Origin of the sequence: Acinetobacter sp. CIP 64.7 (assembly GCF_000369745.1) — a bacterium.
GTDB classification, from domain to species: domain Bacteria; phylum Pseudomonadota; class Gammaproteobacteria; order Pseudomonadales; family Moraxellaceae; genus Acinetobacter; species Acinetobacter fasciculus.
In genome coordinates this window covers 899,415-924,982 of sequence record NZ_KB850179.1, presented here as the reverse complement: position 1 = coordinate 924,982, position 25,568 = coordinate 899,415, and the positions used below count along the sequence as shown (strand labels likewise).

At 43.8% G+C, this 25,568-nt stretch carries 26 protein-coding genes; 14 read left to right on the top strand and 12 right to left on the bottom strand.

What is annotated here, in order from left to right; translation table 11 throughout:
• Positions 1–69 precede the first annotated feature (69 nt).
• From pstC to F890_RS10960, 6 genes are all read left to right on the top strand, one after another.
• On the top strand, positions 70–1,449 hold the full coding sequence (gene pstC, locus F890_RS10985) for a phosphate ABC transporter permease subunit PstC (protein ID WP_004279712.1): 1,380 nt from the start codon (positions 70–72) through the stop codon (positions 1,447–1,449).
• Positions 1,449–2,840, top strand: coding sequence for a phosphate ABC transporter permease PstA (gene pstA / locus F890_RS10980; protein ID WP_004279713.1), 1,392 nt, complete (start codon positions 1,449–1,451; stop codon positions 2,838–2,840). Before pstC ends, pstA begins: the two co-directional genes overlap by 1 nt.
• Positions 2,841–2,853: 13 nt before the next feature.
• Entirely contained in the window at positions 2,854–3,768 is a 915-nt protein-coding gene (pstB, locus tag F890_RS10975; RefSeq protein WP_004279716.1) for a phosphate ABC transporter ATP-binding protein PstB, read from the top strand.
• Between the two features lie 151 nt (positions 3,769–3,919).
• Complete coding sequence (gene sohB, locus F890_RS10970) at positions 3,920–4,882, top strand: protease SohB (RefSeq protein ID WP_004279717.1); 963 nt, start codon at positions 3,920–3,922, stop codon at positions 4,880–4,882.
• A gap of 109 nt (positions 4,883–4,991) precedes the next feature.
• A complete protein-coding gene (locus F890_RS10965; RefSeq protein ID WP_004279718.1) occupies positions 4,992–5,423 on the top strand; it encodes a hypothetical protein in 432 nt (143 codons plus the stop codon).
• A 57-nt stretch (positions 5,424–5,480) separates the two neighbouring features.
• Positions 5,481–5,720: a hypothetical protein gene (locus F890_RS10960; protein WP_004279719.1), complete on the top strand. Its 240-nt coding sequence runs from the start codon at positions 5,481–5,483 to the stop codon at positions 5,718–5,720.
• Positions 5,721–5,793: 73 nt separating this feature from the next.
• Here the strand turns inward: F890_RS10960 and F890_RS10955 are convergent, their stop codons facing one another.
• The 10 genes from F890_RS10955 to F890_RS10910 all read right to left on the bottom strand — a co-directional run bounded on the left by F890_RS10955 (position 5,794) and on the right by F890_RS10910 (position 13,853).
• Positions 5,794–6,435 (bottom strand): DUF2238 domain-containing protein, encoded by a 642-nt coding sequence (locus F890_RS10955; protein WP_004279720.1) that lies wholly within the window; start codon positions 6,433–6,435, stop codon positions 5,794–5,796.
• Between the two features lie 88 nt (positions 6,436–6,523).
• Positions 6,524–7,912, bottom strand: coding sequence for an adenylosuccinate lyase (gene purB / locus F890_RS10950; RefSeq protein ID WP_005266945.1), 1,389 nt, complete (start codon positions 7,910–7,912; stop codon positions 6,524–6,526).
• Between the two features lie 54 nt (positions 7,913–7,966).
• A complete protein-coding gene (hflD, locus tag F890_RS10945) occupies positions 7,967–8,698 on the bottom strand; it encodes a high frequency lysogenization protein HflD (protein WP_004279723.1) in 732 nt (243 codons plus the stop codon).
• A 7-nt stretch (positions 8,699–8,705) separates the two neighbouring features.
• Positions 8,706–9,845 carry a tRNA 2-thiouridine(34) synthase MnmA gene (gene mnmA, locus F890_RS10940; protein ID WP_004279725.1) on the bottom strand — a complete coding sequence of 380 codons (1,140 nt, stop codon included), beginning with the start codon at positions 9,843–9,845 and terminating at the stop codon, positions 8,706–8,708.
• A gap of 4 nt (positions 9,846–9,849) precedes the next feature.
• Positions 9,850–10,335, bottom strand: coding sequence for an NUDIX hydrolase (locus F890_RS10935; RefSeq protein WP_004279727.1), 486 nt, complete (start codon positions 10,333–10,335; stop codon positions 9,850–9,852).
• 41 nt (positions 10,336–10,376) lie between these two features.
• The gene (locus tag F890_RS10930; protein WP_004279729.1) at positions 10,377–10,952 is read right to left on the bottom strand and encodes a hypothetical protein; all 576 of its coding nucleotides are present in this window, start codon (positions 10,950–10,952) and stop codon (positions 10,377–10,379) included.
• A 68-nt stretch (positions 10,953–11,020) separates the two neighbouring features.
• Positions 11,021–11,551, bottom strand: coding sequence for a gamma carbonic anhydrase family protein (locus F890_RS10925; RefSeq protein WP_004279730.1), 531 nt, complete (start codon positions 11,549–11,551; stop codon positions 11,021–11,023).
• Between the two features lie 111 nt (positions 11,552–11,662).
• Positions 11,663–12,811: a D-alanyl-D-alanine carboxypeptidase PBP5/6 gene (gene dacC, locus F890_RS10920; RefSeq protein WP_004279731.1), complete on the bottom strand. Its 1,149-nt coding sequence runs from the start codon at positions 12,809–12,811 to the stop codon at positions 11,663–11,665.
• Between the two features lie 128 nt (positions 12,812–12,939).
• Positions 12,940–13,320: an MCR_0457 family protein gene (locus tag F890_RS10915; protein ID WP_004279732.1), complete on the bottom strand. Its 381-nt coding sequence runs from the start codon at positions 13,318–13,320 to the stop codon at positions 12,940–12,942.
• A 161-nt stretch (positions 13,321–13,481) separates the two neighbouring features.
• A complete protein-coding gene (locus tag F890_RS10910) occupies positions 13,482–13,853 on the bottom strand; it encodes an MCR_0457 family protein (protein ID WP_004279733.1) in 372 nt (123 codons plus the stop codon).
• Between the two features lie 111 nt (positions 13,854–13,964).
• Here F890_RS10910 and surE point away from each other — a divergent pair, with 111 nt between their 5' ends.
• From surE to F890_RS10895, 3 genes are all read left to right on the top strand, one after another.
• Positions 13,965–14,753: a 5'/3'-nucleotidase SurE gene (gene surE / locus F890_RS10905; protein ID WP_004279734.1), complete on the top strand. Its 789-nt coding sequence runs from the start codon at positions 13,965–13,967 to the stop codon at positions 14,751–14,753.
• Between the two features lie 94 nt (positions 14,754–14,847).
• Entirely contained in the window at positions 14,848–15,678 is an 831-nt protein-coding gene (locus F890_RS10900; protein ID WP_004279735.1) for a peptidoglycan DD-metalloendopeptidase family protein, read from the top strand.
• 91 nt (positions 15,679–15,769) lie between these two features.
• Positions 15,770–16,699 carry a LysR family transcriptional regulator gene (locus tag F890_RS10895; RefSeq protein WP_004279736.1) on the top strand — a complete coding sequence of 310 codons (930 nt, stop codon included), beginning with the start codon at positions 15,770–15,772 and terminating at the stop codon, positions 16,697–16,699.
• A gap of 59 nt (positions 16,700–16,758) precedes the next feature.
• Here F890_RS10895 and F890_RS10890 read toward each other — a convergent pair whose 3' ends face one another.
• Positions 16,759–17,970 carry an aspartate aminotransferase family protein gene (locus tag F890_RS10890; protein ID WP_004646541.1) on the bottom strand — a complete coding sequence of 404 codons (1,212 nt, stop codon included), beginning with the start codon at positions 17,968–17,970 and terminating at the stop codon, positions 16,759–16,761.
• Positions 17,971–18,130: 160 nt separating this feature from the next.
• On the opposite strand from F890_RS10890, the gene grxD reads away from it, so the two are divergent.
• A complete protein-coding gene (gene grxD / locus F890_RS10885; RefSeq protein ID WP_004279738.1) occupies positions 18,131–18,472 on the top strand; it encodes a Grx4 family monothiol glutaredoxin in 342 nt (113 codons plus the stop codon).
• An 88-nt stretch (positions 18,473–18,560) separates the two neighbouring features.
• Here grxD and F890_RS10880 read toward each other — a convergent pair whose 3' ends face one another.
• Complete coding sequence (locus F890_RS10880) at positions 18,561–21,188, bottom strand: Lon protease family protein (RefSeq protein WP_005266939.1); 2,628 nt, start codon at positions 21,186–21,188, stop codon at positions 18,561–18,563.
• A gap of 198 nt (positions 21,189–21,386) precedes the next feature.
• Between F890_RS10880 and F890_RS10875 the strand changes: the two genes are divergently transcribed.
• The 4 genes from F890_RS10875 to rpmE all read left to right on the top strand — a co-directional run bounded on the left by F890_RS10875 (position 21,387) and on the right by rpmE (position 25,503).
• On the top strand, positions 21,387–23,555 hold the full coding sequence (locus F890_RS10875; RefSeq protein ID WP_005266937.1) for an AmpG family muropeptide MFS transporter: 2,169 nt from the start codon (positions 21,387–21,389) through the stop codon (positions 23,553–23,555).
• Between the two features lies 1 nt (position 23,556).
• Positions 23,557–23,958 (top strand): lactoylglutathione lyase, encoded by a 402-nt coding sequence (gene gloA, locus F890_RS10870; protein ID WP_004279741.1) that lies wholly within the window; start codon positions 23,557–23,559, stop codon positions 23,956–23,958.
• Positions 23,959–24,102: 144 nt separating this feature from the next.
• Positions 24,103–25,083, top strand: coding sequence for a bile acid:sodium symporter family protein (locus tag F890_RS10865; protein ID WP_004646546.1), 981 nt, complete (start codon positions 24,103–24,105; stop codon positions 25,081–25,083).
• Between the two features lie 195 nt (positions 25,084–25,278).
• On the top strand, positions 25,279–25,503 hold the full coding sequence (gene rpmE / locus F890_RS18205) for a 50S ribosomal protein L31 (protein ID WP_004279743.1): 225 nt from the start codon (positions 25,279–25,281) through the stop codon (positions 25,501–25,503).
• Positions 25,504–25,568 lie beyond the last annotated feature (65 nt).

Genomic DNA, 25,568 nt, shown 5'->3' with positions numbered 1-25,568 from the left:
CTACCATCGGCTTTTTGCGATAAACAAGTTTTTTCAAACCATGAAAATTGAAAAAACAGTGGAGAATACATGAATCTGCTACTTATAGGTGTGTTATTGGCCATCATGGCCATAGCCTATCAAATCGGATTAAGTAAAAGCCGTAGCTTAGCAGGTAAGGGAAGCAATTCTGCAAACTTACACTCGCGTCCCGGATATTATGGTGCCCTGGTTGCACTATGGTGTGGTATCCCTGCGTTTTTAATTTTGATTGTTTGGAATATGGTGGAACCCACTTTTCTGAAGCAGGTGGTACTCAACCATTTGCCAGAAAATGTTTCGGCCAGTCTGGATCCGGCAAGTTTGAGCGTTGTGATTGATCGCGTTCAGGCACTTGCCTCAGGTTTTGGAGTGAGTGATACACCGGCAGCCTATGAAGTCGCAGCTGCGGAACAGCTGGCTAAATTCTCGACCATTGGTACCTTTGCCAAATTGGCAGTCGTGATTTCAGCTGCACTGGCTGGTCTGGTCTGGGCAAAGAAACATATTAGCCAGGAATTCCGTGCACGTAACCAAGTCGAAAAAATGATTAATATCGGCCTGGCATTGTGTTCGGGTGTGGCGATTCTGACCACTCTCGGGATTGTAATGTCGATGTTTGGCGAGGCGATGCGTTTCTTCAGTTTCGTCAGCCCACTGGATTTCTTCTTTGGTACCCAATGGAACCCAGGGTTTAGCACCTCTGGCAGTGCTGAAGGCAGTTATGGTTTATTGCCACTGCTCTGGGGCACGCTCATGGTCAGCGGGATCGCACTTTTAGTTGCAGTTCCGGTTGGTCTGATGATTGCGATCTATCTGGCAGAATATGCTTCACCGCGATTCCGCTCTTGGGCAAAACCTATGATTGAAGTGTTGGCGGGTATTCCTACGATTGTCTATGGTGTCTTTGCCTTGATGATCATCGGTCCATTCCTTAAAAGCATGGGTGCTCTGGTCGGACTCGAAATTAATGCCACCAGTGCGCTGACCGCCGGTCTGGTCATGGGCATCATGATCATTCCATTTGTATCTTCTTTGTCAGACGACATCATCACTCAGGTGCCGCGTGCCTTACGTGATGGTTCTTTGGGCTTGGGGGCGACCAAATCTGAAACGATTCGTCAGGTGGTTTTACCCGCAGCCCTACCGGGTATTATCGGTGCGTTCCTGTTGGCAGCGTCACGTGCAATTGGTGAAACCATGATCGTGGTTCTTGCAGCCGGGAACAGTCCGCAGTTGCATGCCAATCCGCTTGAAGCCGTATCTACGGTCACGATTACCATCGTGAATCAGTTAACTGGCGATACTGATTTTGCTAGTCCACAAGCACTGGTAGCCTTTGCACTAGGATTGACGCTATTCGTCATTACCTTGGGTTTGAACATTGTTGCACTGATCATCGTGCGTAAATATCGTGAGCAATACGACTAATGAGTACTTCAAATACAACGCCTGTGGATCAGCGTATTGATCCATCCATCGCCGCCGAGCTGCGTGAAAAGCGTAAGAAGACCATTCAAAGCTCTTTGGCACGACGTCATCGTAAAGAAAAAACCTTCCGTTTATTTGGTTTCTCTGCGGTACTGGCAGGTCTGTTCTTTGTGGTATTGCTGTTCGGGAGTATTTTATCCAAAGGTTTGCCTGCATTCTGGCAAAGCAGCATGAGTTTGCCGATTCATTTCGATCCAGCCATTGTGGATATTGGTCCAAAACCAAAGCCAGCTGCAGGAGAATCTCCAGCACAGTTTGAAGATCGCTTTATCGCATGGCAGACTGAAGTCGGAATGGTGGATTGGGATGCACTAATTATCAACGGCATGATCGCCAAAGACAGCAAGCTGGAAAGCCAGCGTGATGAACTGGGTTCTTTATATACCAGTTCTGAGGCGTATCGCTTGCGTGACATGGTCATGAATGACCCGAGTCTGGTCGGTCAAAGTAAGGAAGTGAAAATTCTGGCGGATGCCAATGTCGATGTCTGGTTGGCGGGAAATATTGACCGTGATCTTCCCGATGAACAGCAGCAGCTCAGTCCTGAAGTACGTCAGGTTGCGGACGAGATGAAAGCCTCTGGTGTGATTGAAAATAGTTTCAATACCAATATTTTCACCAGTCCTGACTCACGCAGCTCACCGGCAACTTCAGGCTTGGCAGGCGCCTTCATGGGCTCACTGTTCATGATGATGATCGTGATCTTTATCTCGATTCCAATCGGGGTGGCCTCTGCGATTTATCTGGAAGAGTTTGCACCGAAAAACTGGATTACCGATGTGGTCGAAGTCAATATCAACAACCTGGCAGCCGTACCATCGATTGTCTTCGGTCTATTGGGTGCAGCGATCTTCATTGGCTGGATGCATTTGCCACTGTCAGCCCCATTGGTGGGTGGTCTGGTACTGAGTCTGATGACCTTACCGACTGTGATCATCACCACACGCGCATCACTTAAAGCGGTTCCACCTTCGATTCGTCAGGCAGCTTTGGGCCTCGGTGCTTCCCGCATCCAGACAGTATTTCATCACGTCTTGCCTTTGGCTTTGCCGGGTATTTTGACGGGCGCAATCATTGGGGTCGCACAGGCTTTGGGTGAAACTGCACCATTGTTATTAATCGGGATGAGTGCTTTTGTTGCCAGCGTTCCAGCCACACCATTTGATCAGTCAACGGCTTTACCGGTGCAGATTTTCTTATGGCAAGGCAATGAATTACGTAACTTCTTTGAAGGGCGTACCGCAGCAGCAATTATTGTACTTCTGGCCATGATGATCAGCTTGAACAGTCTGGCCATCTGGTTACGTAAGAAATTTGAAGTCCGTTGGTAATAGGGGCAGAATCATGAACACAACTGTTATTCAAAATTCCTTAAAAAAGGATCAAATCGTGAATCCACAACAGACACAATTCACCTCGGATGAGGCGACTCAAAAGCCGGCAACTCCGTTTGTTTCCCAGTTCGATACGCAAAGCAGCAGCAAAAAAGATGCGAAGTCGACGAATGTGAAACTTAGTACTTCTGATGTGCATGTGTACTATGGTGAAGCGGAAGCGATTAAAGGCATTGACCTGAACATTTATGAAAATGAAGTGATTGCTTTTATTGGGCCATCAGGCTGTGGTAAATCGACCTTTCTGCGTACCTTAAACCGCATGAACGATACGATTGATAGCTGCCGTGTGACCGGTAAAGTCATGCTGGACAATCAGGATATTTATGATCCAAACCTAGATGTGGTCTTGCTACGTGCACAGGTTGGTATGGTTTTCCAGAAGCCGAACCCATTCCCGAAATCAATCTTCGATAATGTCTCCTATGGTCCAAAACTGCATGGTTTGGCGCGTGACAAGTACGATCTTGAAGAAATTGTAGAAGGCAGTTTGCGTAAAGCTGGTTTGTGGGAAGAAGTGAAAGATCGTTTAAACCAGCCGGGAACAGGTTTATCGGGTGGTCAGCAGCAACGTCTGTGTATCGCGCGTACCATTGCAGTCAGCCCGGAAGTGATCCTGATGGATGAACCATGTTCAGCACTTGATCCCATTGCAACCGCTAAAGTAGAAGAGCTGATTTCTGAGCTTTCTACGCAATATACCATCGCGATTGTAACGCACTCTATGCAACAGGCAGCGCGTGTATCTGATCGTACTGCATATTTCCATTTGGGTGATCTGATTGAAGTCAACTCGACCGAAAAAGTCTTTACCCAGCCAGATCATCAGTTGACTGAAGCCTATATTACCGGGCGTTTCGGTTAATCCGATCTCTAGAATAAGAGCCGTAAGGCTCTTTTTTTATAGGTGAAATAGATGGTGATAATCGTAATAATTCTCGAAATAAAGTTGAAAAAAACCGAAATTGACCTAATCTAAAGGAATAAATCCGAATTAAATAGAGAATAGATTTTTTATGTTATTTCATACTCCGAAACTGTCCGCTGAAATCCGTATTAGTCATCTCAATGCGCGTATCAATGAACAACGAAAAAAAATAGCGCAAACTACTGGCTCTAAACTGGAACTTTTACAGTTATCGCAACAACTGTCAAAAGAAGCGCGTGCACGTAAGAAAACCAATCAAAAAATCTATGTGCTCGATTTTAAAGGTGATATGGCTGCTTCTGCGGTAGAAGGCTTACGTGAAGAAATCACTCTGATTCTGGCCACAGCCAAAGCAGGTCGTGACCGCGTTGTAGTGCGTCTGGAAAGTCCGGGCGGCATGGTCCATGGTTATGGACTTGCAGCAGCTCAACTGGTACGTTTACGCGAGGCAGGTTTTCATCTGACCATCTGTGTCGATAAAGTAGCCGCTAGTGGCGGTTATATGATGGCGTGTATTGCCAATGAGATTATTTCTGCACCATTCGCGATTGTCGGTTCAATTGGTGTGGTTGCTCAAGTCCCCAACTTTAACCGCCTACTGAAAGACAATAAAATCGACTTTGAACTCTATACCGCTGGACAGTACAAACGTACCGTGACTATGTTTGGTGAAAATACCGAAGAGGGTAAGGCTAAGTTTGAAGAAGAACTACAGCAAACCCATGCTTTATTCAAACATTTCGTTGAGAAGTATCGCCCGCAGCTGAATATTGAAAAAGTGGCCACTGGTGAGCATTGGTATGGTCGGGATGCGCTGGATCTAAATCTGGTGGATAAACTGCAAACCTCAGATGAATACCTGCTCAACTTGTTGACCCAACATGATATCTATTCCATCCAGACCCGCAAGAAACCAACTTTGGGTGAAAAACTCGGCCTGCAAGCAGCGCAAATTGCTGATTCACTGATACCCACTGTCATGAATAACGTTATGGAAAGCTTAAGTAAAGCAAACGCAAATCTGGTGCAAATACGTGATCCAAAACTTTAATCCAATTGATCTTGAATGAATTTTAAAGCTCACTTCGGTGGGCTTTTTTATTTTTTGAAATCATATTGTTGTGATATAAGTGGAGTACTATGATTGAGTCTAGGCTCATATGCTCACGTTTATTTTGTTGCTTGGGTTTTTTAGTATCGTATTTATTCCGATGTTATGTATGCTTTATTCTGAAGCAAAATTAACTCAGGATAATTCTAAGAAGGTTTTGTTTTGGCTGAGTTTTCTACCCGGCGTTTGTATCTTTCTGCTGTATAGCTTTCTAAAGCCCAATGATCCACCTGTTATTCCATCGAAAGAATGTGGCGTTGTGCAGTTTTATCAGATGCATAAAGTTCGAGGTGGTAACGAATTTGAACGTGTGAGTATTCGCTTTGATGGCGCTCAATATAGTCGGCATTTATTCTTCGATAAGCATCTGGATAAAATCCCTCAAGGCCAAAAGGCCTGCTTTGAATATCTAGATAAGTTCAAATATCCACATTTGTCAGAATCTAAGTTTGTTCAATGGATTGAACCGAATGAAATGTAAACCATCACTGAAACTAATCAGATAAAATAAAGCATATTTTATTGTTAGAGCAGAAACATGGCTATAGCTGAAGCATTTCTTGCGACGCAAAATTGTTATTTTAATTATGAATTTGAAGAACTTTATTTAGAGAATGATTTTCCTGAGGAGTTATCTGTGTCACTGCGTGGCATAATGTTCCTTCATGAGATTCAATATCCTGATGCAACCTATTTCATTTATTACAGTGAGATGTTGACGGGGAATGAACTGCAAAAAATGAAGGATGATTGGATGCGATATTGCCCATATTCTTAATTGAAGAATATGAACGTAATTAAATGCGTCATCCAAAACTTTAATTCAGTTGATCTTGAATGAATTTCAAAGCTCACTTCGGTGAGCTTTTTTGATTTTTCGGTATCAATTGCAGCCCGCCTGTTATCGCTGCACCAATCGTAGCAAGCAAGATGTCTTTGTGCGCATCCCAGATATCACCTTGTTGTCCATTATAGTTTTCAGCTTCCTCAGGAGATAAACCAATGGCGATCAACCATTCCAGCCACTCATAGATCATGCTGCTGGCCACCACAAACTGAATCACCAGCAGGGAAATGACCACAGGTTTTTGCTGCGGCAACCAGACCTGAAACAGCCGGTAAAAAACTGGATAAAGTAATAATCCGTAGGCCAGATGGACAAAACGGTCGAACATATTGCGTGACCAGTGCATGGTTTCATTCAGATTAAAGCCAAAAATCTGTTCGATCCACTGGTTATAGGGCACATAAGAATACAGATAGTGCGCAGCAATCACATGAACAATCAGAAAAAGAATATATAAATTAAAACTTAAAAAATTCAGGCCAATTTTATACAAGCAGATGAGCAGCATGATGATCATGAAAACTGTACCTGCCTGATGCAAGAGATAAGCTTCCAGTTCTAAAGGACGAATACTGGCAAACAAAATCGCCAGAATTAAAATGCCCAGGCTCGTGTAATGTTTGGCGGAAAGTCGATGATCAATCATGTCGTTATTATGAAATATCTTTTTAGAATAAAATACATTATAAATAAAAAGGCGAAGCCTGAGCTTCGCCTTTTCGTCTTATTGCAAATTAGATTTTTGCAATCAGCTCAGCTACCTGTTTAGCTTGATCAGCAGCATTACCTGTATATGATGCAGGTGTCATTTCCGCTAAACGCGCACGGTCAGCAGCAGGAACAGCTTCTAACTCGTTACCGTTTACGAAATCTACCATCTTGTCGCGAGTCATGGCTTGACCACGAGTCAGGGCTTTCAGTTTTTCGTACGGTTTTTCAACGTTGTAACGACGCATTACAGTTTGAATAGGCTCAGCCAATACTTCTTGGGCATTATCCAAATCTTCATTGATACGCGCAGCATTCAACTCAAGTTTACCAATACCTTTAGAGCAAGCTTCAAAAGCAATTAAGCTTTGCGCAAAACCAACACCCATGTTACGAAGCACAGTAGAGTCAGTCAGGTCACGCTGCCAACGAGAAATTGGCAGTTTTTCACCAAGGTGTGCAAGTACAGCATTTGCAATACCCAAGTTGCCTTCAGAGTTTTCGAAGTCAATCGGGTTAACTTTGTGCGGCATGGTTGAAGAACCGACTTCGCCTTCTTTCAGTTTTTGCTTGAAGAAACCAAGAGAGATATAGCCCCAAACATCACGGTTAAAATCGATCAGAATAGTGTTGAAACGACGCAGCGCATCAAACAATTCAGCCATATAATCGTGTGGCTCGATTTGAGTGGTGTACGGGTTGAAGTCTAGACCCAGAGACTCTACAAATGCTCGTGAATGCGCAGGCCAGTTGATGTCTGGGTAAGCAGAGTAGTGCGCATTGTAGTTACCGACTGCACCATTGATTTTGCCCAGTAGCTCAACATTTTTAAACTGTTTGATTTGACGTGCAAGACGGTAAGCCACGTTTGCCATTTCTTTACCCAAAGTCGTCGGGCTTGCAGTTTGACCATGAGTACGAGACAACATTGGCTGGTCTGCATGCTTTTCAGAAAGCGCAACGATTGAATCAATGATTTGCTGCATAGATGCAACCAGTACATCACGACCGCTCTTCAACATGAGGGCATGTGACAGGTTGTTGATATCTTCAGATGTACATGCAAAGTGAATGAATTCACCGGCATTTTTAAGTTCTTCAATACCAGCGATTTTTTCTTTCAGGAAATACTCAACCGCTTTAACGTCGTGGTTAGTGGTGCGTTCGATCTCTTTGATGCGATTGGCGTCATCTTCAGAAAAATCGCTCACAATCGCATCAAGCGCTGCATTAGTTTCGCATGAAAACGCCGGTATTTCAGTAATTTCCGGGTGGTTTGCAAGCGCTTGTAACCAACGCACTTCAACAGTCACACGAGCATGGATTAAACCAAACTCAGAAAGAAAAGGACGTAGAGCATCACATTTGCTCGCGTAACGTCCATCTAATGGAGAAAGTGCAGTTAAAGCGTTCATATCGATTCCTTAGATTTTGGAATTAAACGTAAAACGAAACACGTGCAGCATCAGTTAAACCACCTGAAACTGTAAACGCGCTAGATTCTGAATATCTTGTAGCAACTTGCGTTTGCCAAATACCATGCCCCAAGAGCTGCCACCGAGCTGACGCCACAGGTGTGCCATTTGCAAACCGGTAAATAAAGACGCACGAATGCGGTTGGTGTGTCCGGCATCCTTAAAGGCTTCGGCATTGCCACGTACCATAATGCGCGGATTAATCTGTCCGGCAGTATCGACATAGGTTTGAGCTAGATTGGCAATGATGCTGGGGTGCAGGTAATTATTATCAAAGAAAGAAAGCTGTCTGAGAATTTTCTGTTGGGACTGTTCAATAATTTCAACAAATTTGGGATTGCTATAGACCTTCTTTTCTAACTGAAGAAGTGCCATTGCATAGCTCATGGGAAGTTTGGTGCTGGAAAGTTTTGGAATTCTGGATTTTGGAGAAGTATTGAAGGGTTGAATGATGCTGCTTTCTAATATTTTTAAACCTAAGGAAATATCAGCCAGTTGATTAAAAAAGTCGAGCGTCTGGGCATTCTGATTGCTGCCGGGACGGATATTAAGACTGGCTCTAATCAACTGTTCAAAATAAAAGTTACCACTTTCACCAATGCTTTGCTGACCCGTCAATGCTGTCATATGGGTCAGCTGGGTGGCCTGAAACACACCCGCTAATGCCAAAGCACGATTTTGACGAGTATTCAACGTTGTGGCTGGTTGAAATGGTAACTCCGTCATGCCGAATTCATCCTTTTATAAAATCAGGTTTAGGTGCATTGGTATGATGAATCACACCACCCCCTAAACAAACTTCACCTGAATAGAACACCACGCTTTGACCCGGGGTCACTGCACGTTGAGGTTCATCAAACTCAACACGAACACCATTCGGTGATTCTGAATCTTGATACACAGTACATGCTTGATCAGTCTGACGGTAACGGGTTTTGGCCGTACAGCGGAAGCCTGTTTCAGGAATATCCTGCTCACCTGCGACCCAGTCAATCGCTTCACTCCAAAGTGTAGTACTTTGCATGAGTGGGTGTTCATGGCCTTGACCGACCACCAGACGATTGCCTTCGATATCTTTATGCAATACGAACCAGGCACCTTCAGCAACGCCTTTCATACCGCCAATACCAATACCACCGCGTTGACCGAGCGTATAGTACATTAAGCCGTGATGATCACCAACCTCTTTACCATCTTCCAGCACGATTTTTCCGGGTTGAGCAGGTAAATATTGCTTTAAAAAGTCATTAAAACGACGTTCACCAATAAAACAGATCCCAGTCGAGTCTTTTTTCTTGGCCGTAACCAGATCTAATTCTTCTGCAATTTTACGGACTTGTGGCTTTTCAATTTCACCAACAGGGAACAGGGTCTTATTAATTTCACGACCATGAACCGCATGCAGGAAATAAGTCTGGTCTTTGTTATTGTCCACACCACGCAATAAAGGTGCATATTCTTCACCACGTGAGTTGGTCATGGTTTCACCACGACGGCAATAATGACCCGTCGCAATAAAATCTGCACCCAGATTTACTGCGTGATCGAGAAAGGCACGAAATTTAATTTCTTTATTACATAAAATGTCTGGGTTTGGCGTACGGCCAGCTGCATATTCCGCCAGGAAATGTTCGAATACGCGATCCCAATATTCCATGGCAAAGTTTGCGGTATGCAGTTTAATGCCGATTTTGTCGCAAACGGCTTGTGCATCGGCAAGATCCTCCATCGCCGTGCAATATTCTGTGCCGTCATCTTCTTCCCAGTTTTTCATGAAAAGACCTTCAACCTGATAACCTTGTTGAAGTAAAAGGGCAGCAGAAACAGATGAATCTACACCACCTGACATACCGACGATGACACGTTGTTGCATAGGATTAGGCATCCAAATTTGAAATTAAGGGAGAATTTTGGTGCTCGTAAATGAGCGATAAAGGGTACTTTTGACCTGAAAGCGCATCTTGTACGGCTTTAATCACCAGTGGGCTACGCGCACGAGCAGATTCAAGCAATTCATCTAGCGTCATCCAGACTGCACCGATAATGTCAGCATCTAAAGCGGCATTTGGGTCGTAGTCAATGGATTTGGCTAAAAAGCAGAAACGAAAATAAGTACGATCCGGGAACATCGGTGGGGTATAGGTATAAATACCTAGCAGTGATTCAATACTCACTGTATGTCCGGTTTCTTCCATGGTTTCGCGAATGGCAGCTTCAATAATAGTTTCGCCACATTCGATATGACCCGCAGGCTGATTAAATACCGTGTGTGTCACACCTTCTGTATGTTCTTCTACAAACAGGAATTTTCCGTCTTTTTCAACGACAGTTGCGACAGTGACATGAGCAGTCCAAGCAGTCATAAAGCAGCACCATGGAAAAGGATGCACTATTGTATAAAATTTTAGGGTGTGTGGCTATGATGAAATTTTCCGAAAACTATAGTTTTAAACTTTCCTTCAAATTCATTGTTATGATTATATAGAAAGTCAATTTGACTTTCAGGAATTGGATGTTGGCATATTTCTAGACATGAGTAATATTTGATTGTATTCTTCAGGGAAAGTTCACGTCTTTTTTGTCTAATTTCAACTTTATTTTCATCATAATGTGAAATAAGTGTTTCGAAGTTTTTTACGGGTACTTCTTGTATTTGTACATATAAGTTATTTAAATGTACTTCAAAATAATTTATATTTTCCTTGAGTATGACGGCAGCCTCTAAAGCATTTCTGAGATCATTTTTTTCGAGTTGAATGTTATATTGTACCTTCCAAGAAATAAAACCAATGATGGCAACTATAGGTGTTATTACATAAGCAGTGGTTGTAATAATTGTGTTAATTCCAGTCATACTGAAGCTACAAGATAAAGATTGTCCTTGACACACTGCTATGTACTGAAAAAATCCACATATGAATAAAATTATTATGTAGGTGAGTAGATAAAATCCCACATATTTTTCAATTTCTTTAAACATAAATATTCATATAGAGATAGATTTAATTTATTGTATCTAACGATCAAAAAATTTGGCAATTAAAACAGTTATTTATAATTCCCAGAAACTTTTACATAATTATGTGCAGAATACGGCAAGAACGCCATTTCTTTTTCAGTGAGCGGACGTGCTTTTTTTGCCGGGCTACCAACATAGAGCCAGCCACTTTCCAAAACTTTACCCGGTGGAACTAGCGTACCTGCACCAATCATCACATCATTCGGAATGATGACATCATCCAGAATAATGCTGTTAATCCCAATTAGTACACGATTACCAATCGTACAACCATGCAATGTCACATGATGGCCAATCGTGACATCTTCACCAATGATCAAAGGCGAACCATTCGGTTTATCGGCTTTTTTATGACTGACATGCAACATGGCATGATCCTGAACATTCGAATTTTTACCAATCCGGATTGAATTAACATCACCACGAATCACGGCAAAAGGCCAGACAGAAACATTTTCAGCCAAGACCACATCGCCGACCACGATTCCCATCGGATCGATATAACACGATTCATCAATTTGTGGAGTCGTGTCTAAATAAGAACGAATGTTTTGGCTCATGGTGATCTGCTCATTAAAAGTTTAAGGATCATGTGCATAGTATAAAATAAAAAGCACCCATCTGAATGAGTGCTTTGGTCTTAGTGCTAGACTAAAACAGTCTATTTAAACTTAGAACAAGTTTGAGAAGAATTGTTTAATGTGGTCGAGCATACGTGCGAAGAAACCAGCTTCTTCAACCGCGTTTAAAGCCACCAACGGTTTTTCTGAAATTACTTTACCATCCAGAGTCGCTACGTATTTACCTACGACCTGACCAGGCTGTAAAGGTGCAGTCAGTTTAGGCTGAACCACCAGCTGGGTTTTAATCGCATTAGCCTGACCTTTTGGCATGGTCACGTTAAAGTTTTCCGCAAGACCGATCTGAACTTCATCTTCCTTACCAAACCAAACTTTGGCTTTGGCAAGTACCTGTTTGGCAGGTTGAACATTTTTGGTTTCGAAGTTTGCATAACCCCAAGCCAGCAATTCACGTGTTTGTGTCGCACGTTCCTGCATGGTTGGTGCACCAAAAATCACTGAAATCAAACGTGTAGGTCCACGTTTTGAAGAGGTGGTCAAACAATAACCAGCTTCATCAGTATGGCCAGTTTTTAAACCATCTACACTCGGGTCAGTATATAGCAGGGCATTACGGTTACCTTGCTTGATGCCATTAAAGGTAAATTCTTTTTCCGCATAAATCGGATAATATTTAGAACTGTCTTTAATGATGTGTTGTGCCAGCGTTGCCATATCTTTGGCAGTTGAATAATGACCTTCAGCCGGCATACCGGTTGAGTTCACGAAGCTGGTATTGGTCATGCCAATACGTTTAGCTTCCTGGTTCATCATATGTGCAAAGGTACCCTCGTTCCCTGCAATATGTTCAGCCATGGCTTTCGATGCATCATTCCCTGATTGAATAATAATCCCGCGAAGCATTTCAAGTGCAGTTGCCGTACCATTTAAAGGTACATACATACATGATTCCGCGCTACTGCCGCGACACCATGCTGACTCGTTCATGCGCACTTGTTCATCTTCAGTGAGTTCACCGCTCAATAGTTTTTGTTCGATGATGTAACTGGTCATCATCTTGGTCATTGAAGCAGGGGCTAATTTTTCATTTTCATTTTTTGAAGCGAGAAGTTGCCCTGTCTCGTAGTCCATTAGCACGTAGGATTTATTATTCAATTCTGGTGGTGCAGATAGGACAGTTGCTGCAAAGCTAAAACTAGGAACTAATAATAATGCAGCAAGGGCAGTTTTTTGGGTCATTTCTAGTGGGTTCCTATATCTTGATGTAAGCACGAAGAGCCTAGCATTTTAGGACAAAGCTAGGCTGACTTCTATGGGAAACCCGGTCTTATTTCAAAAGTATTGTAAGTTATCGGCAGAAAAGCAGCTTAATTGTTATAGGTGGTTAATTCATTACAAATCACCTGATTTTTTTTCTTGCCGGCTTTCTTGGCATCCGATTGTGCTTCGGCCAGAATATTGCGGAAATCGTTCTGTTTTGCCATCTGGTTTAAGCTTTCAACCGGATTACGCTGGCTCGGCATATACTCAGTCACCAGCTTGGTATAACCCTGATTAAACTGTGACTTGTCTTTGACCATGCTTGGACAGATTTCTGAAAGAACATAAATGGCTGCCAGTTCCTGTTTGGTCACTTGCTGAGTTGGGGTAACATTAATGTTTTCATCGGCTGCAAATGCAGAAGTTCCCAAAAGAGTGGCGGCAGAAATTGCGCAGAATGTTAAAGCTTGGAATATTGGATTTTTCATTGAAAACTCAAAAAATGGATTTAGAACAATAATTTGCCTAGCTTAAACTTATTTTTGAAATTGAAAAGTGGGAAAATGTAGCGAAGCTGTAGAATTATGAATAAATCTGTAAGAGAAAATAAGACGATGTTTACACCGTCTTATTTGAAAATTTAGCTGGCTTAGCCTTGGTAGTTTAGCATTTCTTCACAGACAGTTTTCTGCTCGTCTGAGCTGGTTTGCTTTGCACCCTGACGTGCTTCTTCAAGTAAAGATTTATATTCACTGTCTGCCTGTAGCTTTTGATAGCTCATGCCTTTATCTGAGTAGTCTGCAAGATAAGACTGGATCAATTGTTCAACGGTGCTGTTAAATTTTGGATTTTGACCAATGATTGCCGGGCAAACTTCAGCCATAACCTGTGCTGATGCAATATCTTCTTTTACAATGGTATTGTTTTCTTCAACAGTCAGATCGTTTGCCATAACTGAAGGGGAAATAAATGCTGCCAAGCTTAAAGTGAGAGCGCTAAATAAAGAGAATTTTTTAATCATCTTGAGCCACATATTATAAAGATGGATGTCGAGCAATAAATATATATAATTCCTGCACTAATACAATGAAATGTCCTAGTCAGTCATTTTTTAGCGTAACGAGATTTTTTAGTGAATATTTTAGTTTCAAATGATGATGGGGTGTTTGCACCCGGTATTCAGGCTTTGGCGCAAGCGCTAAAGCCTTTGGGGCGAGTGGTGATTGTGGCACCGGAAAGTGAACGCAGTGGCTTTTCTAGTGCCTTAACTTTGGACCGCCCTTTACGCCCAATCCAGATTTCTCCTGATGTCTGGGCGGTTAATGGGACGCCGGCAGATTGCGTTTACTTGGCTATGAACGGGCTATTTGATTTTGAATTTGACCTGGTGGTTAGCGGGATAAATAGCGGCGCAAATCTGGGAGATGATATCTTGTATTCCGGTACAGTCGGGGCGGCCTTTGAAGGTCGTTTAACTAAACATCCTGCGATTGCCGTATCACTGAGTGGGCCGAATGTACGTGGCTATCAGCAGCCTCAGGATTATCAGTTGGCCGCCGAATGGGTGCATGATTTTATTGCTCGTGGTTTGCCTGTTCTGCCTGAGCGACATATTTTTAATATCAATATTCCAGATGTAACTGAATTGCAGGGTGAAAAAGTGACATATCAAAGTCGCCGCCGTCAGTCTAAACCGGTGACGAGTCATATAGATCCGCGTGGTCGTCAGGTATTCTGGATTGGACTCTCAGGAGAAGCAGTCGCAGACCCTAAGCCAGGATTTAACGAAATTGATTCGGACTTCTCTGCGGTCGCCAATGGCTATGTCAGTATTACCCCGATTCAGATGGATGCCACCAATTATGAGAGTTTGCGGAATTTGCAAACACAATTGGCAGAAAATGCGTCCTTAGTGTTATAACTTTGTGAAAAACTCGCGATTGCAAGTATATTGCCGTAAAACTTTGCTAATCTTAACGGAATTTTGCAACCGTATAGCATTAGAGAGGAAGATAATGTTCTTGGTGTTACCGAAATGTGTCGTAGCTTCGCCTGCAACCCTGATTAAAACCCTCGTTTTATCGACCGTTGTTATTTCTACAGGAGTAATTACCGGTTGTGCCACCAAACCCCAGGTGAATAATGCAACGCGTTATGCAACAGCTCCTGATTTCTATACGGTGCGTTCAGGAGATACATTGAGTGGGATTGCAGCACGTTATGGACTGAACTATATCAGTGTCGCAGAGATGAATGATATCAGTGCGCCGTACCGGATTTATGTCGGACAATCGATCCGCCTGAAAACCCATACTACGCGCCGTAGCACCAGCACCCAAGCAGTGACTCAGGCAGCGCCAATCCAGCGTCAAACAATTGCAGTGCCTACACCGGCACCGGTGACACCAGCAACGACAGTACAAACCACACCACGCGTCAGTACATCTGCACCTGTAACGCCAGTATCTACTGCAGCAGGTCTACGTTGGGTAAAACCATCGAATGGCGCGATTCTTCAGCAATACAATTTAGCTTCTAATATCAAGGGCACCCGCTATAGTGGCAATGTCGGTGATCCGGTATTTGCAGCAGCAGACGGGCAGGTGGTGTATGCCGCTGATGGCCTGAAAGAATATGGCAATCTGGTGTTGGTAAAGCATATCAATGGCTATATCACCGCTTATGCACATAACAGTAAATTGAATGTGAAAAGTGGCCAAAATGTAACGGCTGGTCAAAAAATTGCAGAAATGGGATCAACTGGTACAAACCGTACCATGCTTGAGTTTCAGGTGCGCTTAGACGGCAAACCTATTAATCCTACTGCAGTTTTACCAAACAATTAAATAAATAATGCAAAGTGTAAATTTCGCCGTATAATACAATAAGTTGCTTTTATCAAATGATGAAGCACCTCATAAGTTTAGAGGGAAATTTATGTTAGATCAACTTCGAGCAATGGGTGTCTTTGCTTGCGTTGTGGAGAAGAACTCGTTTAGCGGTGCTGCCCGTGAATTAGGGATTACGACCAGCGCCGTCAGTCAACAAATTCGCTCGTTAGAACACGATATGGAAGTCGTACTTCTAAATCGTTCGACGAGAAAATTAAGTCTGACCGAAGCGGGACAAGCTTTTTTCCATAGCTGTCAAGAAATGTTATCTGCTGCTGAGCGCGGTAAAGTCCGGATCAATGAGTTACGTGATGATCTCGTGGGTGAGCTGCGTATCGTTTCTTTGCCAGAATTATGCGCGAATCATGTGATTCCTGCACTTTCTCATTGGATAGCTGCACATCGCGGCTTGGCAGTACATTTAGAAACAAACAATCATGAGGTTGATTTGTTGGATGGGCGGGTTGATATCGCCCTAAGATTTGAACAGAAAAATGATGAGCATAATCTTCAGGTTGTGCCATTGATGCAGATTGAGCAAATTCTGGTGGCGACACCGAGTTATATTAATCAAAGCACCATTATTTCGAAACCTGATGATCTTAAAAATCATGAGGTCTTGCCTTTAACGCATCTTAAAAACCATCAGTATTATCATTTCCAACATGTGAATACTGCAGAAAAAGCCGAGTTTGAACTGAAATCCCGTTTCAGTACCAATAACGGTTTGGTTGCAAAATCGATGTGCTTGCAGGGTAATGGGATTGCCAAGGTTTTATATCTTGATGCTAAAAAGGATTTGCTTAACGGTACTTTAGTTGAAGTTCTGCCTGAATGGAGACTGCCATCGATTACACTGTATGCGGTTATTCCGAAACGTGAACAACAACCGACAAAAATTCTTCGTTGTCTTGATACCCTGAAACAATATTTTAGCCAGATCTCTGGCGGACGTATGTTACAAAACGCATCATAGAGTACAGAATAATAAAAAAGCCGCTTTAGAGCGGCTTTTTTAATTTTTAGGCTAGGGCTTTATGCCAAATAAGCTTTGATCATTTTTACCAGACGTTCGATCAACTGGTCTGCCTGCTCCTGGGTAATATTCAGGGTAGGCAACAGACGAACGACATTGCCTGCAGTGACATTGATAATCATCTTGTATTCATTGCGTGCAATCGCAACCAGATCACCACATTCTTTTGGTAATTCAATCCCGATCATCAGACCGAAACCACGTACGATGACATTTTGATCTGCCAGTTTGTTGCGTAGCTGGTCAACGATATAAGCACCTTTTTCAGCCGCATTCGCGACGATATTTTCTTTTCGCATAATATCGAGAATGGTATAGACCACACGCGAACCCAGTGCTGTACCGCTATAGGTAGAACCGTGATTTCCAGCAGTTAATACACCGACGCCACGACCTTGGGTCATGACTGCACCAATCGGGAAGCCATTTCCTAAGCCTTTGGCTGTGGTCAGTACATCCGGAATAATATTGGTGTGCTGATAAGCAAAGTATTTACCGGTACGGCCATTACCAGTTTGCACTTCGTCCAGCATCATCAGCCAGTTATGCTGGTTGCAGATTTGGCGAATTTCTTCTAAATAGCTGAAACCTTGAGGTGCGGTATTGACACCGCCTTCACCCTGAATAGGCTCAACCAAAATCGCTACGATATCCGGGTGATTGATTGCCGCTTCTTCAATCGCTTCGATATCACCAAAAGGTACACGGACAAAACCTTCAACCAGTGGGCCAAAGCCTTCCTGCACTTTTTTATTGCCTGTAGCAGATAAGGTGGCCATGGTACGACCATGGAAAGACTGGTCGGCAACAATGATTTTAGGCGATGCAATGCCTTGCATATGACCAAATTTACGTGCAATTTTGATTGCACCTTCATTTGATTCTGCGCCACTGTTGGAGAAAAATACTTCTTCCATACCTGCAACTTCAGCCAGTTTCTGTGCGGCAGCGGTTTGCCAAGGCACTTCAAACAGGTTGCTGGTATGAATCAGGGTCGCTGCCTGTTCAGCAATCGCTTCGGCAATGACTGGATGCGCATGGCCCAAACCGCATACCGCAATTCCGGTTAATGCATCTAAATACTCTGTACCATCTTCGGTATAAAGATATGCACCTCGTCCTCGGACAAAGCTGATCGGTTGACGGCCAAAAACAGGCATCAAATGAGACGGTTGATCAGTTTGTACCGGTGCGAGGGTAATATTATTCATGACTAACTCTTAACTGTTAGGTGGAAAGAAAAACTTATATAAGCAAAAACCCGCTCAGATTTAAAGGGTAATTGTAAATAAAATTGGAATTATTGCTTTAGACATACTGTTTTGCCTGGATTTGGGTATAATGCGAGACAGATGAGTTGAGGATTTATCAATGACTGAACAAGCACGCGATACCGAAGCGTTAATTCGTGACCAAATTGCAAAACACGCAGTACTTCTTTACATGAAAGGCACACCGCAATTTCCACAATGTGGTTTTTCTGCACGTGCAGTAGAAGCACTCAGTCAAATTGGTCGTCCGTTTGCTTATGTAAACATTCTGGAAAACCAGGACATTCGCGCGATGTTACCACAAATCGCCAACTGGCCGACATTTCCACAGCTTTGGATCAATGGTGAGTTGATCGGTGGTAGTGATATCATGCTCGACATGTTCCAAAAAGGTGAATTAAAGCCTTTAGTTGAACAGTACAGCCCGGCAGCTGATGCTTAATTTTGTATTAAATTAAGTTCAGATGTGAAAAAGCGCTTCATTGAGAAGCGCTTTTTTTATCTCTATTTTATCTGGAGCAAGGTCAGAGTTAATCCTCTGTCGCTGCATCCGGCTTTTCAACTGTCGAAGCATCAGCTTCAACTTCAGTTTGTGGCTCGACGATTTGCTTCTTGTCTTTTTTTTTCTTCTTCTTTTTCTTTTTCTTCGGCACTTCGACCAGTTCGGCACCATCTTCAATCGCTTGCCAATAATCCAGCTGTGCCATTACTGCGGCATAGATTGAATTTTTGCTATAGCGACCTTTTTTATCCAAGGTGCCGACAGGACGTGCCATCAGGATTTCCAGCGCCTGATCAATGGTATCAATCGCGTGAATATGGAACTGACCTTCTTCCACAGCAATGGTGACATCTTTACGCAGCATCAGATGTTGCATATTTTGACGTGGGATAATTACACCTTGTTTTCCTGTCAGACCTTGTAACTTGCAAGCATCAAAAAAACCTTCAATTTTGGCATTCACACCACCTACCGGTTGTACTTGTCCCAGCTGGTTCATGGAACCGGTAATGGCCCAGGACTGATCAATCGGTAACTGGCTGATAGCAGATAACAGGGCAGAAAGCTCCGCGACTGTGGCACTGTCACCATCGACCTGACCATAACTTTGTTCAAAGGCCAGTGCAGCAGAGAAGTGCAAGGTCTGTTCACGGCCGAAATGTGCTTTCAGGAAAGACGACATCAGCAACACGCCCTTGGCATGTAAGGAGCCACCGAGTTCGACACTGCGTTCGATATCCAGAATATCACCGCCACCTTGGTAAACCGAAGCAGTCAGACGTGAAGGCAGACCAAACTCAACATCAGCATAGTGAATGACGGACAGGGCATTGATTTGGCCCAGACGATGGCCGCGGGTTTCGATCAGTTGAGTACCACGAGTCAGATCTTGCCAATACAGTTCACGTAAATAGCCGAGACGATATTTACGGTGATCCAATGCGGTGTTGATATGTTTTTCTGAAACCATCTTGTCACCGGCCTGGAAGGCATGATGATGTGCTTCACGGATCAGATCGCCCAGCGTAAGAGCATGTAATGACAATGAACTTTGATCTTCGGCTTGACGGCTGGAATCTGTGAGCAAGGCGGCTAAAGCAGAACGGTCAAAAGGCAATAATTTATCCGATTGCACATAGTCGGCAATCAGCTGCATATAAGCCTGCTCGTTATTGTCATTACGTTGTAATGTATCGGTAAAATCGGCACGGATTTTAAAGATGCTGCCTAGCTCTGGTTCAAGCTCTAAAATTTCATAATAGATTTCAGGCTCAGCCAGCAAGATGACCTTGATATTCAGGGGAATTGAGGCAGGTTCAATCGAAATACTGCCGGTCAGCGTGATCATATGCTCAAGTGAAGACAGTTTTAAATGCCCCGATTTAAGCGCGCGCTTCAACCCTTGCCATGCATACGGCTGTTCCAGCAATTGTTCCGCTTCCAGCATCAGGAAGCCGCCATTAGCTTTATGCAAGGTACCTGGACGAATCAAAGTAAAGTCCGTGGTAATCGTACCATTTTGAGTCAGTTGTTCCACATGACCCAAAAGGTTGTAATGCGTTGGAAAATCTTCAAAGATCACCGGTGCGCCACTGTTCGGCTTATGGGTAATAATCACATTGGCCTGATAACGTGCGGGAACGCGACTGAACAGTGCCGGAGTGAAGTCATCTTCTTCCTGTTCCAGCACAATTTCGACATTGTTGATAATGTCTTCGGCATAGTATTTCAGGTAATGTTCCAGACCTTCGACATGTTTGAATTTCGCCAGAATCTGTTCGACTCGCGGCAAGACTACCTGCTTGGCGATATCGCGGTTCAGGATCTGTACGCGATCGCGTGCATCATCTTCCAGATCACCCAGATGCAAACCCAGACGTTCCAGTTTCTTGTCCATATAACGCATGTTGGACGCTAATTCGGCACGATCTTTGTTGCTTAAGGCATTCAGATCTTCCTGAGACATTTCCTGTAATTTGTCATCAATCAGATGCACAGGGACAAAACAGTGCTCATCATGTCGTGAGATTAGCTTCAGATCCAGTTCTGCGCCTTCTTTGGTCAGTTCGATGAGCGCCTGCTGCTGCTCATCCCCAGTTTCCTGACGAATCATTTCAATGCGGTTGTGATAGGTCTCTGCAGTAAAACGGCGCTCAAGCTGCTTTAGAATCGTTTGCCAGCTTTGATTTAACATGGCTTGGAATTTTGGACCTTGACCTGAGGGCAGTTCTAGCGCAATCGGCTGACGCTGGTTCTGAAAGTTATTGACGTACACCCAGTCATTCGGGGTTTCCATAGTTTTGGCGTGCTGTTGCAGCAAACGCTTCACCATGGTGCGTTTTCCGAGTCCTGCTGTACCGACAGCAAAAATGTTATAGCCGGAATAAGGCAGGGCAATCCCGGCCTCAACTGAGGCGCGTGCGCGATCTTGGCCCAAAAAGTTATTCAGGGGCTTGATCCGTTTGGTTGACGCAGGAATTTTTTCTAAGTTTGGAATGTGCGTCAGCTGGGTGGATGTTAACCGGGTATGGTCCAGAGTATTTTTAATTTCGCTTTGTTCAAATGCAGAGATAAGTAAATCTGAGCGGATTTTTTGTGGAGTTGTGCTGGTGTTGCTGGCAATAGAAGAATTAATTTGATCGAGTCTCTGGGTCACTGTTGAAAATCCAAAACGAAATATTACGTTGATGAGAGTTAAGGTATACAGATTTACTTGAAAAATTCAAGCCAACATGTCGCTTTTGCCAGAAAATAAAAAACCGGAAATGTGATAAATATATAAATCTTGTTGAAAGATACGCTATTACAGGATTGAATAGCAGCAATTGGTTTTTCTGCGGAAAATAATAAAGCAATGACAACACAAACGACGGGTTGGAAATCCGCATTTACAGCATTTTTAGATCGACGTGCATTGATCATGCTGTTCTTGGGATTTTCGGCTGGTGTGCCGATTCTTCTGATTTTTTCCAGTCTGTCTTTATGGTTAGGTGAGGCCGGAATCAGCAAAAGTGCAGTAACTTTCTTTAGCTGGGCCGCATTGGGCTATTCGTTTAAATTCGTCTGGGCACCGCTCATTGATGAACTGCCAGTCCCATTTCTGACCAAGGCTCTGGGGCATCGTCGTGCCTGGTTGCTGATTGCGCAGATTCTGATTGTCTGTGCCATTTCAATTATGGCCTTTTCTGATCCGGCTTTGGGTGCAACACATTTACAGCAAATGGCGCTCGGTGCAGTCCTGCTTGGTTTCTCCGCAGCAACACAGGATATTGTGATTGATGCCTACCGGATTGAACTGGCGGAAACCCAGATGCAGACCGTATTGGCCGCCACCTATAATGCCGGTTACCGGATCGGGATGATCGTGGCCGGTGCTGGTGCCTTGTTTCTGGCAGCCTATTTGGGAACTGCGAAAGGCAACTATATCTATGATGCCTGGAAATGGACTTATCTGGCCATGGCTGCCGTCATGCTGGTCGGTATTATCACCACACTGTCCATTCGGGAGCCGCAGGTTAACCGGGTACGCAAACACTATGTGCGCAGTGATTATTTCCGTTTAGTTGCGGTGTTTTTTGTGGCGGTGATCAGTTTTGTTCTGAGCTATATCTATTCGGGCAATCTGGTGGCCAGCATCACCGAACAATTCGCCATTCAAGATACCTTTGCCTTGTTCTGTTTTGAAGCTTTGCGCTTTGTTGGCTCGGGTGCAGTGGCCTTTGCGATTGGTGCAGGCTTGGTAAAAATGGGTGCGGTTAACAAGCAGATGGCCTATGAAACCTGGGTCAATCCGGTTGCAGATTTCTTTAAGCGTTATGGCTTGAAACTTGCATTGGTGCTGTTATTGTTGATCGGTTTTTATCGGGTTTCCGATATTATTGCCGGCGTCATTTCCAATGTGTTCTATCAGGACCTGAATTTCAGTAAAGAACAGATTGCCGAGGCCGTTAAAGTCTATGGGGTGATTTTCTCTTTAGTCGGTGGTTTCCTTGGCGGGCTCTTGGCCCAGAAGATGAACATCATGAAACTGATGTTTGTCGGCGCCGTACTGGCCTGTTCCACCAACCTGATTTTTATCGGACTGGTCAAGTCTGGTGAAAAACTGGCAGCTGTCGAAGTTAAAGCCGGTAATCAGGTTTATCAGGCAGAGACCGATGAAGTAGGTTACTGGAAGCTGGATATCCCAAGTGCAGTGCTGGCGCAGAGCAAACAGCTGCAAGTCTCAGCCGCTTATCTCAATACAGATAATACTAATCAAGCGCCTGTGCAGGTCAATATGCCATATTTGACTGCACAACAGGGCAGCACTCAGTTACAGATCCTGCCGATCACCAGTGACAATACTCTCACCGCAGCTGAGCAGGACAAGACCATTGTGGTGCGCGGCCAGTATGTCGGTGAAGCACTGCAAGAAAATCAAAAGATTGTTTTGCAAATCAATGATCAGAATATTGAGGCAAAACTGGAAAGTGAAGGCGTATTTACTGCCGCGATTCCTGCACAGCAACTGATTCAGTCACCTGCACATATTATCAGTGCAGTCTTGATGCAAGATGATCAGGCACTTCAGCAAACCACGCATGTTTATCAGGTCAATGATCAGTTGGCTAGTACCCAGAATCTGGATGTCGATATTCAGCCCTTGGCAGTGGTGGATGGCAACAGTTCAGATACAGTCGAAGTCAGTGGTAAGGTAATTAAACCTTATAGCGACAAGTGGCTTTATTTTGCTATTATTGTCGACAATCTGGCTGCTGGGCTGGCTGGTGCTGCGTTTATTGCATTCTTGTCGAGCTTGACCAGTGTGTCTTTTACCGCTGTTCAATATGCGATTTTTAGCTCACTCATGACTTTGACCCCTAAGATTTTAGGCGGATATTCGGGTACTATAGTCACCAATATCGGTTATCCGAATTTCTTCCTGATGACTACTCTAATCGGGATTCCGATCCTGATTCTGGTGGTTTGGGTCGCAAAACTGCTCGGTGAACACCAACAACAATCTGTACAGAAGGATGATTAATATGCGCATGCTGCATACCATGTTACGTGTAGGCAATTTAGAACAATCTCTCAAGTTCTATACTGAAGTACTTGGCATGACTTTGCTTCGTAAGCGTGATTACGAAGAAGGCCGTTTTACCCTGGCTTTTGTCGGTTATGGCGATGAAGAGAATCACACCGTACTGGAATTGACCCATAACTGGGATACAGACAGCTATGAACTGGGCAATGCTTATGGTCATATCGCGATTGCAGTTGATGATGCTTACAAGGCTTGCGAAGAGATTAAAGCGCGTGGCGGTAATGTGGTGCGTGAAGCCGGTCCGATGAAAGGTGGCGTGACTGTAATTGCATTTGTAGAAGATCCAGATGGCTACAAGATCGAGCTGATCCAGCAAGACAACAATGCACGTAATAACTAAGTGTGATGTAGCGAGATATATGAAATGCATTCATGTATAGATGAAAATATTACATCAATCTGAGTGCATAGCATGGGCCCGGCATCTGTTAAGATAGCCGGGCATTTTTATATCAAACAATAAAATCTGAGGGATTATAGAGATATGCTTAAGTTCTTGGCATTGGATCGGTTTACGATACTGTTGTTTGTGATGGTTTTGCTGGCCAGTGTGTTGCCAGTTTCGGGGAAGGCGGCTGAAGTCTTTGGCTGGGTGACGACAGGAGCGATCGCCATCCTGTTTTTCCTGCACGGCGCCAAACTGTCTCGTGAAGCTGTGGTGCAAGGCATTATGCACTGGAAATTGCATACTTTAGTTTTTGCGCTAACTTTTGCCCTGTTTCCGATTCTCGGGCTTTTGGCCAAGCCGATTTTATTACCCATGCTCGGACAGGAACTATATTGGGGTTTCCTGTTTATGTGTTTCCTGCCATCCACCGTGCAGTCCTCGATCGCCTTTACTTCAGTGGCTCATGGCAATGTCGCCGGGGCGGTATGTAGTGCCTCTTTTTCCAATCTGATCGGTATGTTTATTACCCCATTATTGGTGGCATTTTTTATTCTCGGTCAATCTGATCATGGTTTTGATCCGACTTCTTCGATTATCCAGATTACACTGCTGCTCTTGGTACCGTTTATTTTAGGACAGATTCTGCGTCCATGGATCTATCCGCAAATGATGAAAATGCCAAAAATCGTCAAGGTCTTCGATCAAGGCTCGATTTTACTGGTGGTGTATGGCGCTTTTAGTAGCGCCGTAGTGGCTGGTCTGTGGAATGAAGTGAGCCTGAGTACCTTGTTGCTGCTATTGCTGGCTTGCTCGGTGTTACTCACCATTGTGATGTTATTATCACTTTATATTCCACGCTGGCTGGGCTTCAGCCGCGCTGACCAGAAAACGGCATTCTTTTGTGGTTCTAAAAAAACCCTGGCCAGTGGAGTACCGATGGCGCAAATTTTATTTATTGGCCAGCCGCTGGGCATGATTGTCCTGCCGATCATGATTTTCCATCAGATTCAGTTGATGGTCTGCGGGATTATTGCCAATCTGTGGGCCAAAGAGGCTGGATCAGAAGCTGAAGAATAATTCGCATATTGAATTCGTTTCACGTATAATGACGCCCACTTGTTGTGCTTAGCTCTGACGGTATCCGTCTCGGTGGGCCAAAAGAATGGTCTGTTGTGGTGTTGATCTGCATGAACGATGTTCCTGCTTCCTCATTTGAGAGTGATCAATAGCGATGACAGCTAAACCTTCTTGAATCTAATGGAGTAATCGACGATGCGCGCCGATATTCACCCAAAATATGAAACTTTAGTTGCTACTTGTTCATGTGGTAACGTAATCGAAACTCGTTCAGCTCTTGGTAAAGAAACTCTTTATCTAGACGTATGTTCAGCTTGCCACCCATTCTACACTGGTAAGCAAAAGAACGTTGACACTGGCGGTCGTATCGACAAGTTCAAACAACGTTTTGCTGGTATGTCACGTTCTGTTAAACGTTAATACCCAAAATGAAAAAACGGGCTTTAAGCCCGTTTTTTTTGTGCCTGCAATTTAAAAAATTATCA

Coding starts and splice junctions, on each gene's coding strand:
- pstC (WP_004279712.1), top strand. CDS start 70: ATGAATCTGCTACTTATAGGTGTGTTATTGGCCATCATGGCCATAGCC.
- pstA (WP_004279713.1), top strand. CDS start 1,449: ATGAGTACTTCAAATACAACGCCTGTGGATCAGCGTATTGATCCATCC.
- pstB (WP_004279716.1), top strand. CDS start 2,854: ATGAACACAACTGTTATTCAAAATTCCTTAAAAAAGGATCAAATCGTG.
- sohB (WP_004279717.1), top strand. CDS start 3,920: ATGTTATTTCATACTCCGAAACTGTCCGCTGAAATCCGTATTAGTCAT.
- F890_RS10965 (WP_004279718.1), top strand. CDS start 4,992: ATGCTCACGTTTATTTTGTTGCTTGGGTTTTTTAGTATCGTATTTATT.
- F890_RS10960 (WP_004279719.1), top strand. CDS start 5,481: ATGGCTATAGCTGAAGCATTTCTTGCGACGCAAAATTGTTATTTTAAT.
- F890_RS10955 (WP_004279720.1), bottom strand. CDS start 6,435: ATGATTGATCATCGACTTTCCGCCAAACATTACACGAGCCTGGGCATT.
- purB (WP_005266945.1), bottom strand. CDS start 7,912: ATGAACGCTTTAACTGCACTTTCTCCATTAGATGGACGTTACGCGAGC.
- hflD (WP_004279723.1), bottom strand. CDS start 8,698: ATGACGGAGTTACCATTTCAACCAGCCACAACGTTGAATACTCGTCAA.
- mnmA (WP_004279725.1), bottom strand. CDS start 9,845: ATGCAACAACGTGTCATCGTCGGTATGTCAGGTGGTGTAGATTCATCT.
- F890_RS10935 (WP_004279727.1), bottom strand. CDS start 10,335: ATGACTGCTTGGACTGCTCATGTCACTGTCGCAACTGTCGTTGAAAAA.
- F890_RS10930 (WP_004279729.1), bottom strand. CDS start 10,952: ATGTTTAAAGAAATTGAAAAATATGTGGGATTTTATCTACTCACCTAC.
- F890_RS10925 (WP_004279730.1), bottom strand. CDS start 11,551: ATGAGCCAAAACATTCGTTCTTATTTAGACACGACTCCACAAATTGAT.
- dacC (WP_004279731.1), bottom strand. CDS start 12,811: ATGACCCAAAAAACTGCCCTTGCTGCATTATTATTAGTTCCTAGTTTT.
- F890_RS10915 (WP_004279732.1), bottom strand. CDS start 13,320: ATGAAAAATCCAATATTCCAAGCTTTAACATTCTGCGCAATTTCTGCC.
- F890_RS10910 (WP_004279733.1), bottom strand. CDS start 13,853: ATGATTAAAAAATTCTCTTTATTTAGCGCTCTCACTTTAAGCTTGGCA.
- F890_RS10900 (WP_004279735.1), top strand. CDS start 14,848: ATGTTCTTGGTGTTACCGAAATGTGTCGTAGCTTCGCCTGCAACCCTG.
- F890_RS10895 (WP_004279736.1), top strand. CDS start 15,770: ATGTTAGATCAACTTCGAGCAATGGGTGTCTTTGCTTGCGTTGTGGAG.
- F890_RS10890 (WP_004646541.1), bottom strand. CDS start 17,970: ATGAATAATATTACCCTCGCACCGGTACAAACTGATCAACCGTCTCAT.
- grxD (WP_004279738.1), top strand. CDS start 18,131: ATGACTGAACAAGCACGCGATACCGAAGCGTTAATTCGTGACCAAATT.
- F890_RS10875 (WP_005266937.1), top strand. CDS start 21,387: ATGACAACACAAACGACGGGTTGGAAATCCGCATTTACAGCATTTTTA.
- gloA (WP_004279741.1), top strand. CDS start 23,557: ATGCGCATGCTGCATACCATGTTACGTGTAGGCAATTTAGAACAATCT.
- F890_RS10865 (WP_004646546.1), top strand. CDS start 24,103: ATGCTTAAGTTCTTGGCATTGGATCGGTTTACGATACTGTTGTTTGTG.
- rpmE (WP_004279743.1), top strand. CDS start 25,279: ATGCGCGCCGATATTCACCCAAAATATGAAACTTTAGTTGCTACTTGT.